Annotated in this window: 14 protein-coding genes; 10 read left to right on the top strand and 4 right to left on the bottom strand. The window is 60.4% G+C overall.

From position 1 onward, the window contains the following. The first annotated feature begins 35 nt into the window (after nucleotides 1-35). A complete protein-coding gene (locus tag AC4ANK_RS28170) occupies nucleotides 36-1,229 on the top strand; it encodes a DUF5924 family protein (protein WP_002551378.1) in 1,194 nt (397 codons plus the stop codon). A gap of 4 nt (nucleotides 1,230-1,233) precedes the next feature. On the opposite strand, the gene AC4ANK_RS28175 is transcribed toward AC4ANK_RS28170, so the two are convergent. Together AC4ANK_RS28175 and argH are read right to left on the bottom strand one after the other, a co-directional pair. After that, a complete protein-coding gene (locus AC4ANK_RS28175) occupies nucleotides 1,234-2,475 on the bottom strand; it encodes a nucleoside recognition domain-containing protein (protein ID WP_002551377.1) in 1,242 nt (413 codons plus the stop codon). A 733-nt stretch (nucleotides 2,476-3,208) separates the two neighbouring features. Beyond that, entirely contained in the window at nucleotides 3,209-4,603 is a 1,395-nt protein-coding gene (gene argH / locus AC4ANK_RS28180) for an argininosuccinate lyase (protein ID WP_002551376.1), read from the bottom strand. A gap of 133 nt (nucleotides 4,604-4,736) precedes the next feature. Between argH and AC4ANK_RS28185 the strand changes: the two genes are divergently transcribed. From AC4ANK_RS28185 to AC4ANK_RS28220, 8 genes are all read left to right on the top strand, one after another. Next, nucleotides 4,737-5,819, top strand: coding sequence for a sensor histidine kinase (locus tag AC4ANK_RS28185; RefSeq protein ID WP_002551375.1), 1,083 nt, complete (start codon nucleotides 4,737-4,739; stop codon nucleotides 5,817-5,819). Next, nucleotides 5,816-6,562 (top strand): LytR/AlgR family response regulator transcription factor, encoded by a 747-nt coding sequence (locus AC4ANK_RS28190; protein WP_002551374.1) that lies wholly within the window; start codon nucleotides 5,816-5,818, stop codon nucleotides 6,560-6,562. The genes AC4ANK_RS28185 and AC4ANK_RS28190 overlap by 4 nt, the downstream gene beginning before the upstream one ends. Before the next feature lie 232 nt (nucleotides 6,563-6,794). Next, nucleotides 6,795-7,736 carry a hydroxymethylbilane synthase gene (hemC, locus tag AC4ANK_RS28195; protein ID WP_460383841.1) on the top strand — a complete coding sequence of 314 codons (942 nt, stop codon included), beginning with the start codon at nucleotides 6,795-6,797 and terminating at the stop codon, nucleotides 7,734-7,736. Next, complete coding sequence (locus tag AC4ANK_RS28200) at nucleotides 7,733-8,506, top strand: uroporphyrinogen-III synthase (RefSeq protein ID WP_002551372.1); 774 nt, start codon at nucleotides 7,733-7,735, stop codon at nucleotides 8,504-8,506. The genes hemC and AC4ANK_RS28200 overlap by 4 nt, the downstream gene beginning before the upstream one ends. 53 nt (nucleotides 8,507-8,559) lie before the next feature. Next, nucleotides 8,560-9,681, top strand: a complete 1,122-nt coding sequence (locus AC4ANK_RS28205) for a uroporphyrinogen-III C-methyltransferase (RefSeq protein ID WP_002551371.1) — start codon at nucleotides 8,560-8,562, stop codon at nucleotides 9,679-9,681. Beyond that, nucleotides 9,678-10,922 (top strand): heme biosynthesis protein HemY, encoded by a 1,245-nt coding sequence (locus tag AC4ANK_RS28210; protein ID WP_002551370.1) that lies wholly within the window; start codon nucleotides 9,678-9,680, stop codon nucleotides 10,920-10,922. Before AC4ANK_RS28205 ends, AC4ANK_RS28210 begins: the two co-directional genes overlap by 4 nt. Before the next feature lie 216 nt (nucleotides 10,923-11,138). After that, nucleotides 11,139-11,666, top strand: coding sequence for a disulfide bond formation protein B (locus tag AC4ANK_RS28215; RefSeq protein WP_460383844.1), 528 nt, complete (start codon nucleotides 11,139-11,141; stop codon nucleotides 11,664-11,666). 174 nt (nucleotides 11,667-11,840) lie between these two features. Then, a complete protein-coding gene (locus AC4ANK_RS28220; protein WP_002551368.1) occupies nucleotides 11,841-12,314 on the top strand; it encodes an Rsd/AlgQ family anti-sigma factor in 474 nt (157 codons plus the stop codon). 79 nt (nucleotides 12,315-12,393) lie between these two features. Here the strand turns inward: AC4ANK_RS28220 and AC4ANK_RS28225 are convergent, their stop codons facing one another. Further along, nucleotides 12,394-13,074: an FKBP-type peptidyl-prolyl cis-trans isomerase gene (locus tag AC4ANK_RS28225; RefSeq protein ID WP_002551367.1), complete on the bottom strand. Its 681-nt coding sequence runs from the start codon at nucleotides 13,072-13,074 to the stop codon at nucleotides 12,394-12,396. 216 nt (nucleotides 13,075-13,290) lie between these two features. Here AC4ANK_RS28225 and AC4ANK_RS28230 point away from each other — a divergent pair, with 216 nt between their 5' ends. Further along, nucleotides 13,291-14,316, top strand: a complete 1,026-nt coding sequence (locus tag AC4ANK_RS28230; protein WP_031597442.1) for an AlgP family protein — start codon at nucleotides 13,291-13,293, stop codon at nucleotides 14,314-14,316. On the opposite strand, the gene AC4ANK_RS28235 is transcribed toward AC4ANK_RS28230, so the two are convergent. Beyond that, a complete protein-coding gene (locus AC4ANK_RS28235; protein ID WP_002551365.1) occupies nucleotides 14,313-14,789 on the bottom strand; it encodes a TIGR02444 family protein in 477 nt (158 codons plus the stop codon). The genes AC4ANK_RS28230 and AC4ANK_RS28235 overlap by 4 nt on opposite strands. Nucleotides 14,790-14,812 lie beyond the last annotated feature (23 nt).

Here is a 14,812-nt window from a genome sequence, read left to right on the forward strand (position 1 = left end):
GTTTTTTGTATGAACAGAACCGAGTGAACCCCCGAATGTTTGACGTGAACCGCTATGTGACGCCCGTGCTCAACTTGATGCAGCGCTATCCGGGGCTCATTGCGGCGTTTGGTTTCGTTTCAGGTATCGCCAGTTTTATCCTGGTTGACCGCCAGGCAGGGCTGGCCACCTGGATCGCCGTGGTGATGCTGATCAGCTGGCTGTGGCTGATGGTCGAAAACACCATGGTCGGGCTGCTCAACAAGGCGCTGGGCCGCGAGATTCCGCAGGGTTTGCTGCGCTACGGCACGCAGATGATCCATCAGGAAAGCCTGTTTTTCGTGTTGCCGTTCTTTTTCATCACCACCACCTGGAACAGTGGTCAGGCGGTATTCACTACGGTGCTTGGCGCCGCCGGGCTGATCTCGATCATCGACCCTCTCTACTACAAGTGGCTGGCGCCCAGACGCTGGCTGTTCATGACGTTGCACACTCTGACACTGTTCGCGGCACTGCTGACCGCGCTGCCGATCATCCTGCACCTGACCACCGCCGAGAGTTACAAACTGGCGCTGGGCGTGGCGATGCTGCTGTCGGCACCCAGCCTGATGTCGAACTTCCCGCTCAACACCTGGCGCAGCGCACTGGCCGTGATCAGCATCATCCTGGCCATCGGCGCGGCGGGCTGGTTGCTGCGCTCCTGGGTGCCGCCTGCGACGCTCTGGTTGACCGAAGTGGCGGTCAGCCCGGACTTCGATAACAAGAACCGCACACCAGGCGACAGTATTTCGCTGATCAGCGCCAAACAGCTGCGCAACGGCGGCCTGTATGCGTATACCGCTATCAATGCGCCGCGCGGTCTGGACGAGCGTATCTACCATGTGTGGTGGCATGAAGGCGAAGAGATGGACCGGATCGCGCTGGACATTCACGGCGGACGCAAGGAAGGCTATCGCGCCTGGACACGCAAACAGAACTTCCCGGAGGACGTGACAGGGCGCTGGCAGGTGAGGGTGCTGACCGAGGACGGCCAGATGATCGGCGTGCTGCGCTTTGTGGTCACTGACAACGATCAACCGGCCGTGAAACGACCTACAGGCCGGATAATCAAACTCAAGCCGGGCGGCGACTCGGCTGAGGAAGCCACACCTGAATCTGCACCCGCCGATCAGCCGAAGCAGGAAAAGCAGGAGGCAGCGCCTGCCGAGTCGGCACCTGCGGAATCTGCACCTCAGGCTCCGGCGCAGTGAGCTATCAGGAAGCGGTCGTGCCGAAGAACCAGTAGCAGACGAAGATCGCGGCCACCACACCGGCAAACTCGGCCAGCAGTGCGCAACCCACCGCATGGCGAGCGCGCTGAATGCCCACGGCGCCGAAGTACACCGCGAGCACGTAGAACGTGGTTTCGGTGCTGCCCTGAATCGTTGCGGCGGCCAATGCCGCGAAGCTGTCGACGCCTTGGGTCTGCATGGTTTCGATCAACAGGGCACGGGCGGCGCTACCGGAGAAGGGTTTGACCATCGCGGTCGGCAACGCATCGACGAAGCGTGTATCCAGCCCCAGCCACTGCACCACATGGCGAATGCCTTCCAGGCCAAAGTCCAGCGCGCCGGATGCGCGCAGTACGCCCACTGCGCAGAGCATGGCGACCAGATAAGGCAGCAGGCTCTTGGCGACGTCGAAGCCTTCCTTAGCACCTTCGACGAAGGCCTCGTAGACCAGTACCTTGCGTAGCGTGCCGATGATCAGAAACATCATGATCAGGCCGAACAGCGTGAGGTTGCCCAGAATGGACGACAGTCCCGCCAGCGCAGCTGCCGACAGTGTGCCGAGAAAGGCCATGAAAGTACCCAGCAGCAGGGCGCCGGGGATCAGGTAAGCGAGTACCACCGGGTCCCAAAGCCGCAGGCGCTGCATGAACGCCACCGACAACAGGCCAACGATGGTCGAGACGCTGGTGGCCAGCAGAATCGGCAGAAATACCAGGGTGGGGTCGGGAGCACCCTGCTGGGCGCGGTACATGAAGATCGTTACCGGCAGCAGTGTCAGCGAGGAAGCGTTGAGCACCAGAAAAAGGATCTGCGCATTACTGGCGGCGGTCTTGCTCGGGTTGAGTTCCTGTAGCGAGCGCATGGCTTTCAGGCCAATCGGCGTGGCGGCGTTGTCGAGACCCAGCGCATTGGCGGCGAAGTTGAGGGTAATCAGCCCCAGTGCCGGGTGGCCGGGCGGCACTTCCGGCATCAGGCGCAGAAACAGCGGGCCGAGAACCTTGGCCAGCCAGTCGACGATGCCCGCCTTCTCGGCGATGCGCAAAAAGCCCAGCCACAGCGTCAGTGTGCCGAACAGCAGCACCATGACCTCGACCGACAATTTGGCCATGGCGAATATACTTTCGACCATCGCCGCAAAAATGCCGGCGTTGCCGCCCACCAGCCACTGCACTAGCGCGGAAATCGTCGCCACGACAAAAAAACCAAGCCACAGGCCATTAAGCATCGGATAAGTCCCTCACAAGATGCGGCGATGATAGCGGCGGGGTGCGCTGGAGGGAAATCGGCGGAGGCCGTACGGCGCAATCAAGAGCGGACGCAGAGCGTCCAGAACGGCATGCGACGCAGAGCGTCGCACGATAGTAGGCGTCATCGTTCCTCACGCTCCAGCGTGGGAATGCCGTGGGTGACGCTCTGCGTCACAAATCTGCGCTGCGCCGCACACTCAAGAGCGGACGCAAAGCGTCCAGAACGGCATGCGACGCGGAGCGTCGCACGATAGTTGAATGGTCGTTCCTCACGCTCCAGCGTGGGAATGCCGTGGGTGACGCTCTGCGTCACAAATCTGCGCTGCGCCGCACACTCAAGAGCGGACGCAGAGCGTTCAGAACGGCATGCGACGCGGAGCGTCGCACGATAGTTGAATGGTCGCTCCTCACGCTCCAGCGTGGGAATGCCGTGGGTGACGCTCTGCGTCACAAATCTGCGCTGCGCCGCACACTCAAGAGCGGACGCAGAGCGTCCAGAACGGCATGCGACGCGGAGCGTCGCACGATAGTTGAATGGTCGTTCCTCACGCTCCAGCGTGGGAATGCCGTGGGTGACGCTCTGCGTCACAAATCTGCGCTGCGCCGCGCAATCAAGAGCGGACGCAGAGCGTTCAGAACGACATTCGACGCGGAGCGTCGCACGATAGTTGAATGGTCGTTCCTCAGGCTAAAGGAATGCCTTGGTTGTATTCAGCGCCCGGCCAGCAGTTCCTGACCGCGGACCACGGCGGCGCGGACCTGTTCGGGTGCGGTGCCGCCGATGTGGTTACGGGCGTTGACCGAGCCTTCCAGGGTCAGCACGGCAAACACGTCCTGCTCAATCTGGTTACTGAACTGACGCAGTTCTTCCAGGCTCATTTCTGCCAGGTCCTTGCCGGTTTCCACGCCATATTTCACGGCATGACCAACGATCTCGTGGCAGTCACGGAACGGCAGACCACGGCGCACCAGATAGTCGGCCAGATCGGTCGCGGTCGAGAACCCGCGCAGCGCGGCTTCACGCATGATCGCGTGCCTGGGTTTGATTGCCGGGATCATGTCGGCAAACGCACGCAGCGAATCGCGCAGAGTGTCGGCAGCATCGAACAGCGGTTCCTTGTCTTCCTGATTGTCCTTGTTGTAGGCCAGAGGCTGGCCTTTCATCAGGGTCAGCAGGCCCATCAGGGCACCGAACACACGGCCGCTCTTGCCGCGTACCAGTTCAGGCACATCAGGGTTTTTCTTCTGCGGCATGATCGAGCTGCCAGTACAGAAGCGATCCGGCAGATCAATGAACTGGAACTGCGCACTGGTCCAGAGCACCAGCTCTTCGGAGAAGCGCGACAAGTGCATCATCGCGATGGACGCGGCCGAGCAGAATTCGATGGCGAAGTCGCGATCCGATACGCCGTCCAGCGAATTACCGCCCACGACATCGAAGCCCAGCAGTTTGCAGGTCAGTTCGCGGTCGATCGGGTAGGTGGTGCCTGCCAGCGCAGCGCTGCCCAGAGGCATGCGGTTGAGACGCTTGCGGCAGTCGACCAGACGCTCGTAGTCGCGGCTGAGCATTTCGAACCAGGCCAGCATATGATGACCGAATGTAACGGGCTGGGCAGTCTGCAAATGGGTGAAACCGGGCATGATGGTTTCAGCTTCGCGCTCGGCCTGGCCCAGCAGGCCTTGCTGCAGACGCGTGATTTCGCTCAGGATCAGGTCGATTTCGTCGCGCAGCCACAGACGGATATCGGTGGCGACCTGATCGTTGCGGCTGCGACCGGTGTGCAGCTTCTTGCCGGTGATACCAATGCGATCGGTCAGGCGTGCTTCAATGTTCATGTGCACGTCTTCCAGATCGACGCGCCACTCGAAATTGCCGGCCTCGATCTCGGCCTGGATGGTGTTCAGGCCGTCAACGATGGTGTCACGCTCGGCGTCGGTCAGAACGCCCACCTTGGCCAGCATCGTGGCGTGGGCGATGGAGCCCATGATGTCGTGGCGATACAGACGTTGATCGAAGGTGACGGAGGCAGTGAAACGCGCGACAAACGCGTCGACGGGTTCACTGAAGCGGCCGCCCCAGGACTGATTGGTCTTGTCGGTGCTCATGGATTCGCTCGTTGCTAACAGAAAGTGGCGTGCCCGTTACCTGGCACAAGGGCGATTGCGATGATAACAGGGTTGATGCATTTTTATCCCCGGACAGCTTGCCGCTGACGAGGCCAGGGCAGAGACTGGAGGCATGCGAATCGAACCTGTGAAACACGAAGCCCGGCCTGTGCCCGGCAAAGACTTTTTCCTCCCGGAACTGTGCCTGCCGCAGGCATTGCTGGTGCTTGTCGTTCTGGCGGAGCTGCTGGTGCTGGTTCTGGTGCTGGTAGAACCGATGCGTACCGGCTTCGACTGGGTACGTCTGGCGCTGATGTCGCTGTTCGTGCAATGGATCGTGCTGCTGTCTGCAGCGCTGCTGTGTGGTTTGCGGCCATGGCTGGCGCGCCTGACGCCTGGGCTGGCAGGCATGCTCAGTTGCCTGCTGGTGGTCGGCCTGACGTTGCTGTGCACAGCCGTCACCGATGTCTGTCAGCTCACCGGACGGATTTCAATCGGCGGGATGGTCGAGCGCTACCTGCGCTACTCGACAATTGCGTTGATCATGTCCGCACTGATGCTGCGCTATTTCTATTTGCAGAGTCAGTGGCGCAAGCAGCAACAAGGCGAGCTGCGCGCGAGGATCGAATCGCTGCAGGCGCGAATCCGTCCGCACTTTCTGTTCAATACCCTCAACAGCATTGCCAGCCTGGTTGCCAGCAACCCGGTCAAGGCAGAGCAGGCGGTACTCGACCTTTCAGACCTGTTTCGCGCCAGTCTGGCCAAGCCCGGCAGCCTGGTAACGTGGGGCGAAGAGCTGGCATTGGCAAAACGATATTTATCGATTGAGCAATATCGTCTTGGCGAGCGTCTACAGTTGGACTGGAGGGTGAGTGCAATTCCCGATGACTTGCCGATTCCCCAGCTAACCTTGCAGCCATTACTTGAAAACGCTTTGATTTATGGCATTGCTCCGCGAGTCGAGGGGGGCGTTGTAACGGTCGAAGCGAACTATGAAGGGGGAGAGTTCATATTGAGCGTCAGTAATCCCTATGAAGAAGTTGCCAATCGGCAGACTTCCAACGGTACTCAGCAGGCTCTGACGAATATAGGCGCACGTATTGCGGCACTTTTTGGCCCGCACGCCAGTCTGAGCGTGGAGCGCCGTGACGGTCGTCACTACACCTGTCTACGCTATCCTTGTGCGAGACTCACGCAGGAAGCCAGAGCTATATGAATGTCCTGATCGTTGATGACGAACCCCTGGCCCGCGAGCGATTGAGCCGCATGGTCAATGAGATTGAGGGTTATCGAGTACTGGAACCCAGCGCCTCCAATGGTGAAGAAGCCTTGGCGCTGATTGAAACTCACAAACCGGACGTGGTGCTGCTCGATATCCGCATGCCGGGTCTCGATGGCCTGCAGGTTGCAGCGCGACTGTGCGAGCGGGAAGCGCCGCCTGCGGTGGTGTTTTGCACTGCCCACGATGAATTCGCCCTGGAAGCTTTTCAGGTCAGTGCAGTCGGCTATCTGGTCAAGCCTGTGCGTTCCGAGCACCTCGTCGAAGCATTGAGGAAAGCCGAGCGGCCAAACCGCGTGCAACTGGCGGCGTTGACGCGTCCGGCTGCTGAAAGCGGATCGGGCCCACGCAGCCATATCAGCGCGCGGACTCGCAAGGGTATCGAACTGATTCCACTCGATCAGGTGATCTACTTCATCGCCGATCATAAATACGTGACCTTGCGTCATGAGGGTGGCGAAGTGCTGCTGGACGAGCCGCTCAAGGCGCTGGAAGACGAATTCGGCGACCGTTTCGTGCGTATTCACCGCAATGCACTGGTGGCCCGCGAGCGAATAGAACGGTTGCAGCGCACGCCGCTGGGGCATTTCCAGCTGTTTCTCAGAGGGCTTAATGGCGATGCGTTGATCGTCAGTCGCCGCCATGTAGCCGGTGTACGCAAGATGATGCAGCAGCTCTAGCGCCTCGCCGCTCTGGAGCCTCTGGGCCCAGACCGAGTCATGGAACGGGAGAGAATTCCGGCTCCATGTGCTTTTCGGCTGGCCTACGCGCAGCCTTTCCCATGCGCCCCTCAGCCACTGCCGATTGATTGATCGGCTCAGTGTCTGACGCAAGTTTCAATCAGCGCCGAAGCCGCCCTGACCGGGATTGAGCTGTTATTATCCGTCGCATTCACTCAGTACGGATTGTTCAATGTCCTCTCGCGAAATCCGCATCGCCACGCGCAAAAGTGCGCTGGCACTCTGGCAGGCAGAATACGTAAAGGCCCGTCTCGAACAGGCTCATCCCGGCCTGCTCGTGACGCTGGTGCCCATGGTCAGTCGTGGTGACAAGCTGCTCGACTCCCCACTGTCGAAAATCGGCGGCAAAGGTCTGTTCGTCAAGGAGCTGGAAACAGCGCTTCTGGAAGACAACGCCGATATCGCCGTGCATTCGATGAAAGACGTGCCGATGGACTTTCCACAAGGCCTGGGCCTGTTCTGCATCTGCGAGCGCGAAGACCCACGCGATGCGTTCGTGTCCAACACCTTTGCCAGCCTGGACGAACTGCCAGCTGGCAGCATCGTCGGCACCTCCAGCCTGCGCCGTCAGGCGCAATTGCTGGCACGCCGCCCCGATCTGCAGATCCGCTTCCTGCGTGGCAACGTCAATACACGCCTGGCCAAGCTCGATGTCGGCGAGTACGACGCCATCATTCTTGCCGCTGCGGGCCTGATCCGCCTGGGCTTTGAAAATCGTATCACCTCGGCAATCAGCGTCGACGACAGCCTGCCTGCGGGCGGGCAGGGCGCGGTGGGTATCGAATGCCGCAGCGTCGATGCCGAAATTCATGCCTTGCTTGCACCTCTGCATCACGAAGACACCGCCGTGCGCGTGATTGCCGAACGCTCGCTGAACAAGCACCTCAACGGCGGCTGCCAGGTGCCTATCGCCTGTTACGCCGTGCTGGAGGGCGATGACGTCTGGTTGCGCGGGCTGGTGGGCGACCCGGCCGGGAGTGTATTGCTGCACGCCGAAGCCCGCGCGCCACAGACATCCGCCCAGGCGCTGGGTGTGCAGGTGGCCGAAGCACTGCTGGCGCAGGGTGCCGCCGACATTCTGAAAGCGGTGTATGGCGAGGCCAACAACGAATGAGCACCTGGCGCCTGTTGCTGACCCGCCCGGCCGAAGAATCGGCAGCGCTGGCAAAAGTGCTGGCCGAGGCCGGTATCTTCAGCAGCAGCCTGCCTTTGCTCGAGACCGAGCCATTGCCCTTGACGCCTGCACAGCGTTCGATCATTTTCGAGCTGCTCAATTATTGTGCAGTGATCGTGGTCAGCAAACCTGCGGCGCGGCTGGCTATCGAGCTGATCGACGAAGTGTGGCCACAGCCACCCATGCAACCCTGGTTCAGTGTGGGTTCAGCAACCGGGCAGATACTGCTTGATTACGGGCTCGATGCGAGCTGGCCGGAGCAGGGCGATGATAGCGAAGCCTTGCTCGAGTTGCCGCGCTTGAAACAAGCGATTGCCGTACCGGGAAGCCGTGTGCTGATCATGCGCGGCGACGAAGGACGCGAACTGTTGGCCGAGCAATTGCGCGCATTGGGGGTGGGAGTTGACTACCTGCCGTTGTATCGTCGCTACCTGCCGCAGCATGCCCCCGACGCCGTGCCGCAACGTGTTGCGGTGGAACGCTTGAACGGGCTGGTGGTCAGCAGTGGGCAGGGTTTTGAACATTTGCTTCAGCTGGCGGGTGATTCTTGGCCAGACCTGGCCGATTTGCCACTGTTCGTACCAAGCCCCCGGGTGGCCAGCATTGCGCAGGCAGCTGGAGCCCGGACCGTTATTGATTGTCGTGGTGCCAGCGCCACGGCATTGCTGGCAGCGTTGCGGGATCAACCTCAGCCTGCCGTCAAGGCGTAATGATCGACACTTGTCGTTTACGCTATTACGCCAAAATGCAAAGGATGGGATACGTGAGCGAAACAGCCTTGCCTAAAGACGAAGAATCGGTGTTGAAAACGCCTGCACCCAAGCCTGACCCAGTACGTGCCGAGCGCACCGGCAGCCGCAGCAGTGGCTTGGTATTCCTGGCCTTGCTGCTCGGTATCGCTGGTGTCGCGGTCGCAGGCTGGGGAGTCTGGCAACTGCGCATGCTGCAAGCCGGCCACCAACAGCAGCGCGGCCAGGTTGAAGACATCGCCGAGCAGACGCTGGTACTGGCTCAGAATGATCAGCAGCTGAGCGCACGCCTTGCGCAATTCCCGCCTGCCGATCAGTTGGCAGACAGCAGACGTCTGGTCGCGCAATTGCAAGGCGATCAGCAGCGTCTCAGCCAGCGACTCGAAACCGTGCTGGGCGCGAGCCGCAAGGACTGGCGCCTGGCCGAGGCCGAGCATTTGCTGCGTCTGGCCAGCCTGCGTCTTTCAGCGCTGCAGGACATCAACAGTGCTCAGGCGCTGGTTCAGGGTGCCGACGAAATTCTACGTGAGCAGGACGATCCCGGCTCCTTTGCCGCCCGCGAGCAACTGGCCAGGAGCCTTGCCGCCTTGCGCAGCGTTGAGCAGCCAGACCGCACCGGACTGTTCCTGCAACTGGCCGCCCTACGCGAACAGGCTGAGCAACTCAACAAGCTGGCACCTGAATACGAAGACAAGGGCGAGTCTCTTCTGGGCCTGACCGCCGACAAGACTGAACAAAGCCGGTGGACGCAGTGGTGGGACGAAATTTCCCACTATTTCCGTATCGATTTCAACGCCGACAAGGATATACGCCCGGTATTGGCAGGCCAGAGCCTTTCCCAAGTGCGCCTTGCCCTGAGCCTGGCGCTGGAGCAAGCGCAATGGGCGGCGCTCAACGGCGAACCGCAGGTCTACACCAAGGCCATTACCGAAGCGCAGAGCGTTCTGAAGGCCAACTTCGATCAGGACGACCCTCAAAGCAAAGTGCTCGGCCAAGGGCTTGAGGCGCTGGCCAAACAGCCCGTATCGGTCAAGACCCCTGATCTGGCGCAGAGCCTGAGCTCGGTGCAGGCCTACCTTGAACGCCGTCATGCCGCGGGCCAGCCAGCCGAGGCGCAACAGGGGACCAGCCGATGAAGCGCTTTTATGTGCTGTTGTTCATCGCTATCGCCGCTGCGGCGCTGATTGGTGTCGCCATCGCCGAGCATTCCGGCTACGTGCTGATCGCCTATCAGAACTTCCGCTATGAATCGAGTCTATGGGCAACGCTGGCATTGCTGGTCGCAGTTCTGCTGGTAATCGCCCTTCTCAGGCTGGTCATCACGCTGCTGACGACGTCAGGCCGCGTGGTCAACCCATGGTCGCGTCGTAACCGCCGTCGCCGTGTGCAACTGGCTATCGAGCATGGCCAGATGGACCTTGCCGAAGGACGCTGGGCCAGTGCACAACGTCATCTGCAACGGGCGGCCGAAGCCGATGCCCATCCATTGCTTTACTACATTGGCGCCGCCCGCGCGGCCAATGAGCAGGGGCGTTACGAAGACTGCGATGCCTTGCTGGAGCGTGCGCTGGAGCGTCAGCCGCAAGCCGAGCTGGCAATTGCCCTGAATCACGCTCAACTGCAACAGGATCGTGGCGACACCGAAGGTGCGCTCACCACGCTGCTGGCAATGAAAGAGCGTCATCCACATAACCCTCAAGTGCTTCGCCAGTTGCAGCGGCTCTATCAGCAACGTGGCGACTGGTCCGATGTTGTCCGTCTGATGCCGGAACTGCGCAAGGACAAGGTCCTGCCAGCCAAGGAGCTTGCCGAGCTGGAGCGCCGCGCCTGGGGCGAGAACCTGACCCTGGCGGCCTACCGCGATGGTATCGAAGGCTCACCCACCGGGTTGCCTTCGCTGGAAAGCGCCTGGCAAGGACTCGGCTCCGCACAGCGTCAGGAGCCGCAACTGGTGCTGGCGTATGCCGATCAATTGCGTCGTCTGGGCGCCGAAGCTCAGGCTGAAGAGGTGCTGCGTAGCGCCCTCAAGCGCGAATACAACAGCCATCTGGCGCGTCTGTATGGCTTGGTGCGCGGCGGCGATCCGCTGAAGCAACTGCAAACGGCAGAAGGCTGGCTCAAGCATCATCCTGCCGATCCAAGCCTGTTGCTGAGCCTGGGGCGTATCTGCCTGCAAGGCCGATTGTGGGGCAAGGCGCGGGATTATCTGGAGAGCAGCCTGCGTCTGGAACGCAATCCCGAGACCTGCGCAGAGCTGGCTCGTCTGCTGGCCCAGCTGGGTGAGACGGATCGCAGCAATACGCTGTTTCAGGAAGGCCTGGGCCTGCTTGACGAACGCTTCCTGTCGCGCCCTGTGCCTGTGTTGACCAAAGCATAAAGCTGCCGGAGAGCCCCGCGCGAGGGCTCTCCATGCTGTCTCGAAGACCATCAGAAAATAGTGCGTGAGAATCTTCCTACGCCGATGTGTAAAAGAACCACGTAGTAGTGTGTTTGTTTTCGCAGGTAAACAGCGACGTATCCGCACGCCGCCACCTTGAATGCGCCGCACCCTTTCCTCTACCGTAATCGCCTCGTCCTTTGTTACGGATTTGCCATGTATCTGGCTCGCACACGCTTCCTGTTTTTCCTGGCATCGCTGGCCTGTGCATCAATCATTGGCACCGCCTTTTATCTGCAGCAAACCTTCGGCCTCGACCCTTGCGTCCTTTGCCTGATACAACGCGCGGCAATCATCGCCTGTGGTGTGTTGGCATTGTGCGCTGCCTGCCACGCTCCCGGCCCGACAGGCATGCGGCGCTACAGCCTGGGCTTTCTGCTGATCGCGCTGACAGGGCTTGTTACGGCAGGCGCTCAGGTATGGCTGCAAACCGCCTCGGCAGATCAATTGATACCTTTCATTACCAGACTGGAGCATCTGTTAAGCCTGCTCTCACTGGACATGTGCATTGACCGGCTGCGAAGCGATGCAATGTTTTGCGCAGAAATCACCTGGACCCTGTTCGATATAAGCCTGCCAGAGTGGAGTCTGCTGGCATTTACCGGCCTTGCGCTGTTACCCCTGTATCCTCTTTTCAGCGAATTCAGCCACTGGCTGGCGACCAAAGATCGGGCCAGGTATTAAACGCTTGTATGAACTTTATCTCCTGCGTACCTTGAAGGCCTTGTCGAGCGGGCATAATCTGGCCCGCACGCGTCACTGGAAATATGCTGTCCTGGCGCATCTATCAGGCCGGGTACAGGCTAACCGCCAGGACCGGCCCAGGACTGCATGCCCCTGAAGGGAAGAGAGAAGACCATGCTGGAAAGTTGTCAGAATGCTCAGGAACGCTGGGGCGGAGTCAATAAGCTGATTGATCGCTGGCTTCAAAGCCGCCTCGAACTGGTCGAAGCCTACGATGCGCTGGGCGACACGCCCCAGGCTCTGGCAGCCGACCGTGAAGGCTTGCAGAACTTCTGTGGAGTTCTTGTCGATTACGTCTCGGCCGGCCACTTTGAGGTCTATGAACAGCTGGGTGATGAAGCCCGTGCGTTCAACGACGAGCGTGGGCTCGAGCTGGCTGACACGATCTACCCGCGCCTGGACGTCATTACCAAGTTTGCGTTGACGTTCAATGATCGTTGCGACAAGGGCGACTGCTCGGACGCTACGGTGGTGGCCAAGGAATTCAACCAGCTGGGGCAACTGCTGCACGAGCGCTTCGAGCTGGAAGACTGCCTGATTGAAGTGCTGCACAACTCCCACAAGGAAGAGATCGCCGCGCAGGTGTGACCGCTCGCGTGCATAGGCTACAAACCGCAAGGGTGCTTTTGCACCCTTTCGCGTTTCTGGATTCCGGATTTACATCCGCTTACTGTGAAACGGCAATCAGCTCGATTTCAAATACCAGCGGAGTGAACGGATCGATCAGGTCGCCAGCACCCTCAGCGCCGTAGGCTTGATCCGAAGGAATCACCAGTCGCCATTTCGCGCCGGTCGGCATCGTCTGCAATGCGCTGGTCCAGCCGCTGATCACGCTGTCGAGCCGGAACCATTGCGGCTGGGTGCTCTGATCGAAGATCGTGCCGTCCGGCAAACGACCCACATAGCGCACTTCAACCCTGCCATTGGCATCAGGTTTGGGGCCCGTGCCAGGTGTCAGCTCGGTCATGAGAATCCCGTCCGCCAATACCTTCACACCCGGCTTGGCCTTCTCGCTGTCCATGAACGTGCGCTCTGCCTTCAGGGCTGCTTCGGTAGGCGCGTCTGTGCCTGCGGTCTCGGCCTGCGCGATTGCGGCGTCATGCTCACGCAGGACCTGGTCGATACGCTCCTGCTTGAGCGCCAGCGGCTTGCCCTGATAAGCCTGTTTCAGACCGTCGACAAGTGCCTTGAGATCAAGGTCAGGCACTTCCTGATGCAAGCGTTCACCCAGGCTTGCACCCAGGCTGTAGGCAAGATCATGACCATCATCGGCCGCCGCAGGTGGTGCTTCGGCAGCTTGAGCCAGGGGTAGCAAGAGGAACAACGACGTTAACAGGTAGCGCGACATTAATGCTCTCCGGCCTGGGAAGGCAGCGATTATGCCAGCGCCAGCGCGTGTAGTGACGAGTCTTGCCAAGTGAATTTCACAATGCCTGTGCATCGTGTCAGGCAATCATTTTTTGCAGTATGCAACAGCGCCCCCTGGATGCTGTCAAGATGCGCTAGCGGCGATGCGCGCAGAAGCCTAGTATGAGCCGCAATTTCGTCACCCAGGAGGTAAGTCATGTCGGCCAAAAAGAAGCCAGTAAATACTCCGTTGCATTTGCTTCAACAATTATCGGGCAGCTTGCTTGAACATCTGGAAGACGCCTGTTCCCAAGCCTTGGCTGATGCCGAGAAACTGCTCGCCAAGCTTGAGAAACAACGCGGCAAGGCGCAGGAAAAACTGCACAACTCCCGCATCAAACTGCAGGACGCTGCCACCGCCGGAAAATCCAAGGCACAGGCCAAGGCCAAAGACGCCGTTTCCGAGCTGGAAGAGTTGCTCGATGCTCTCAAGGATCGCCAGACCGAAACCCGCACCTACATTCTGCACCTCAAGCGCGATGCCCAAGAGAGCCTGAAGCTGGCCCAGGGTATCGGTCGCGTGAAAGAGGCGGTCGGCAAGATCCTCACCACTCGCAATGCCAAGCCTGCTGCCCCTAAAGCCGCCGCCAAAGCAGCGACTGCCGCTACAGCAAAAGCACCCGCAAAAACCGCAGTAAAAGCGGCCGCTGCCAAGCCAGTCGCCAAAACTGCAGCCAAACCTTCGTCGGTCGCCAAGCCTGCAGCCAAACCTGCGGCAACCAAGGCCCCGGTCAAAGCTGCCGCCAAACCTGCCACCCGGGCAGCGGCAGCAGCCAAGCCCGCCGCGGCAAAAACAGCCGCCGCCAAGCCAGTTACGGCTAAACCTGCCGCCACCCGGCCGGCTGCCAAAGCGGCTGCGGCCAAGGCACCTGTCGCCAAAACGACGGCAAGCAGCGCTGCCAAACCAGCAGCAGCAAAAACTCCGGTAGCCAAACCAGCGGCCAAAGCCCCGGTAAAAGCGCCCGCGAAGGCCGCGACCAAAGCACCAGTCAAGGCACCTGTGAAAGCAGCAGCCAAGCCTGTCGCAAAACCTGCGGCCAAGCCAGCAGCGAAGCCGACCGCCGCCAAACCGGCTACGCAAGCGCCTGCTGCCGCTGCAAAGCCGACGACGCCTGCACCTGCTGCGCCAGCCGCCGCACCGGCAACACCTGCCAACGGCGCAACGCCAACCAGCGCTTCCTAAGTCTGGTCGACGGCAAGATCAACCGCGATGCGCAGCACCTGCAGCGCATCGCGGTTTTTTTCTGCCTCTCCGTCAGCGAGCTCTATCAGCCATTCCTCTGCATTTCTCGCCTCACCCGCTGGCCAGTCTCCCGTCAGTGCCTCAAGCTTCAGCATCAGACTCTGTTCGGCCTCCAGCTCCAGCGTCTTGACCTTCATTCGCAACGTCATCAGCACCGCGTCCTCAAGCGCTGCATTGCGCCATTGGTTACGCAAATCCCGCAGCGGACGCACCACTTCATCGTGCCAGGGGGTCGCCAATTGCCTTATTTGCGTTAATCGCTGCGCATTGCACGCCACTTCGCGCGTGCCGAGCCAGACCCCGCAAAGCACCATGCACACGTTGGCCCCGTTGGCTTGCAGCGTCAGACAAGCCTGCTCTACACCCGGACGGGCGTAGAAATCGAGGGTGAAACTCCAGAGCGCTGAAGGCATAGTGATCCACCTGTTCAGGACGA

This window comes from Pseudomonas sp. Pmew2 (assembly GCF_058129885.1).